This window comes from Melaminivora alkalimesophila (genome assembly GCF_000282995.1).
GTDB classification, from domain to species: domain Bacteria; phylum Pseudomonadota; class Gammaproteobacteria; order Burkholderiales; family Burkholderiaceae_C; genus Melaminivora; species Melaminivora alkalimesophila.
In genome coordinates this window covers 1-2,455 of the sequence record NZ_ALEE01000503.1, presented here as the reverse complement: position 1 = coordinate 2,455, position 2,455 = coordinate 1, and the positions used below count along the sequence as shown (strand labels likewise).

Sequence of the window (2,455 nt, the reverse complement as noted above, 5' to 3'; positions counted from 1 at the left end):
CCCCCCAGCCGCTCCAGCCGCCCGGGGATCTTCGACTCGGTGGTATGGACCCGAAAGCCGCGGTAGCCGCCCTCCTCCTGCGCCGCCTGCATCACGGCGTTCACGCAGCCGATGACGGCGCCGGCATTGCGCCGCGTGTGGTCGCAGGCCAGGAGATCGCCCCCCAGCGCCTGGCGCACGAAGTCCTGGGCGGCACGGAACACCTGCGGCTCGGCCCGCCGGAAGCGGTAGATGCTTTGCTTGGGGTCGCCGACGATGAACACGCTGGGCGCGGCAACGCCTCCGCCGGCCCCGGCATAGCCCGACAGCCAGGCGTGCAGGGCCTGCCACTGCAGCGGGTTGGTGTCCTGGAACTCGTCGATCAGCAGGTGGCGCACGCGCGCATCCAGGCGCTCGTGCACCCAGCCGGAGAGCACCGGGTCGGCCAGCAGCACCAGCGCCGTGCGCTCCACGTCGTTCATGTCCACCCAGCCGCGCTCGCGCTTGAGCTGCGCGTAGCACTCGATCAGCCGGCGCGCGAGCCGCGCCATGCGCTGCTGGTGCAGCCAGGCGGCGTGCTGCTGCCGGGCCGCGCACAACTCCTGCAGCTCGGCTTCGGCCTCCTGGGCTGCGGCATAGGCCTGCAGATGGGCCGTGAGCCGGTCTTCGGTGGCGACGAAAAAAGTGTTGCGCAGGCTCGTCAGGCGCTGCTCCAGGTCCTCCATCAGGAAGGCGTCGACCACGCTCTGGGCGGCCTTCCTGGGTGTCTTGTTCTTCTCGGCGGCCAGCGCCCTGGCGCGGGCGTGCCAGCGGGCGCTGGCCGCCTCGCCGCGCAGCGCCTCGCACGGCGCGCCCAGACCAGCCAACGCCGCAAAGGCCTTGCCGAACGGCAGCACGGAGGCATCGACCACGCCGGCCTGGTCGGCCAGGGTGAATTCGATGCGCTTGTCCAATGCAGCCTCCAGCGCCTTGTGCGTCTGGTGCCGGCCATGGGCGGCGATGCAGGCCTGGTAGTCGGCGCGCAACGCCTCGTCCTGCGCCACCGCATGCTGAAAGGGCCGCCACACCTGGGCCACCGCCTGGTCATCTTCTTCCAGGAGCTGGTAGCGCGCCGGCAGGCCCAGCGCCTGCAGCACCGACAGCGGCGCCGTCGACAGCAGGGCGGCAAACCAGCTGTGGAAGGTGCGGATCTGTACCTGCCGCCCGGCGGCCAGCACCTGCAGGTAAAGCCCCTGCAGCCGCGCACTGCGCTCGCGCGCCTGCTGCGCGTCCATGCCACGCGCCACGAGCTCGGCCACGAGCGTCTGGGGCTCGCGCTGCGCGAATTCCTGCAGCAACTCCTGCAGCCGCTGGCGCATCTCGCCGGCGGCCTTCTTGGTGAAGGTGATCGCCAGGATCTCGTGCGGCGCACTGCCCTCCAGCAGCGCGCGCAGGATGCGCGACACCAGCATCCAGGTCTTGCCCGCACCGGCGCAGGCTTCCACCGCCACGCTGCGCGCCGGGTCGCAGGCGATGGCGTAGAACGCCTCGCGCGAGACGGGGCGGCCGTTGTGCTCGTAGGCGGCTTCGCTCATTGCCAGAAATCCTTGCGACACAGGCCGCGTGCGTCGCAGTGCGCGCAGCTTCGGCCCTCGCCCAGCGCCTGCAGCGCGACGCCCTGCGCGATGCGCTGCAGGTCGTGCGCAATGCCGCGCAGCAGCTGCTCGCGCAGCGCCAGCACGTCCGGCTGCGGCTGCAGCACCACCTCGCCGCGCTCGCTGACATTCAGGTAGGCCGCCTCCAGCGGGCCCTCGGCCTCGACCAGGGCGGCGTAGAAGGCCAGCTGCGTGTCCTCGCAGCCGGCGCCGATCCGCCGGCGCGTGACTTGGGCATCCTCGGTCTTGTAGTCGATGAGCAGCTGCGCGCGGCCGCCGGCGTCGCCGGTGGCGTCCACCCGGTCGATGGAGCCCACCAGCTCCACGCCCGCCAGTGGGCGGCGCAGGCGCAGCTCCGCCTGCCCGAAGGACCCGCCGCCGTCTTCGTGCTTGGCGAGCCACTGCAGGTACGCGTCCCGCACCGCGGGCCAGCCGCTGGCAAACGGCAGGAAGTCGCCCTCGCCCAAGCGCAGCTCGCGCATGGCCCGCTCGGCAGCGGCGTCCAGCAGGGCAGCGCGCGGCCCGTGCGGCTCCCGCTGCAGCGCCTCGTGGAAGTGCTGCAGCGCCCGGTGCAGCCAACTGCCGAAGCTGCGCTTGTCGGCCTCGGCATCGAGCTCGTCCTGCGCGCGCAGTCCCAGCTGGCGCAGCGCGAAGAAGCGGTACGGGCACTTGCGCAGGTCCTCGTAGGCCGAGGCGGACAGGCTCCGCACAGGCAAGGCACTCCCCACCACCTGCGGCCGCGCCACCGGGGCGGGCAGCACCTCGCGCTGCAGGCAGGCATCCTGCCCCGGCACGGCCAGACCGCGCAACGTGAGCTGCTGCAGCAGCGGGCTGGCCAGCAG

The 2,455-nt window shown here is 72.5% G+C and carries 2 protein-coding genes; both read right to left on the bottom strand.

The features are described from left to right. The coding region (locus A612_RS09810) for a UvrD-helicase domain-containing protein (protein WP_019374321.1) at positions 1 to 1,553 on the bottom strand (1,553 nt) is incomplete at its 3' end. Then, on the bottom strand, positions 1,550 to 2,455 hold a 906-nt coding region (locus A612_RS09805), incomplete at its 5' end, for a RecB family exonuclease (RefSeq protein WP_019374320.1). The genes A612_RS09805 and A612_RS09810, both read right to left, overlap by 4 nt.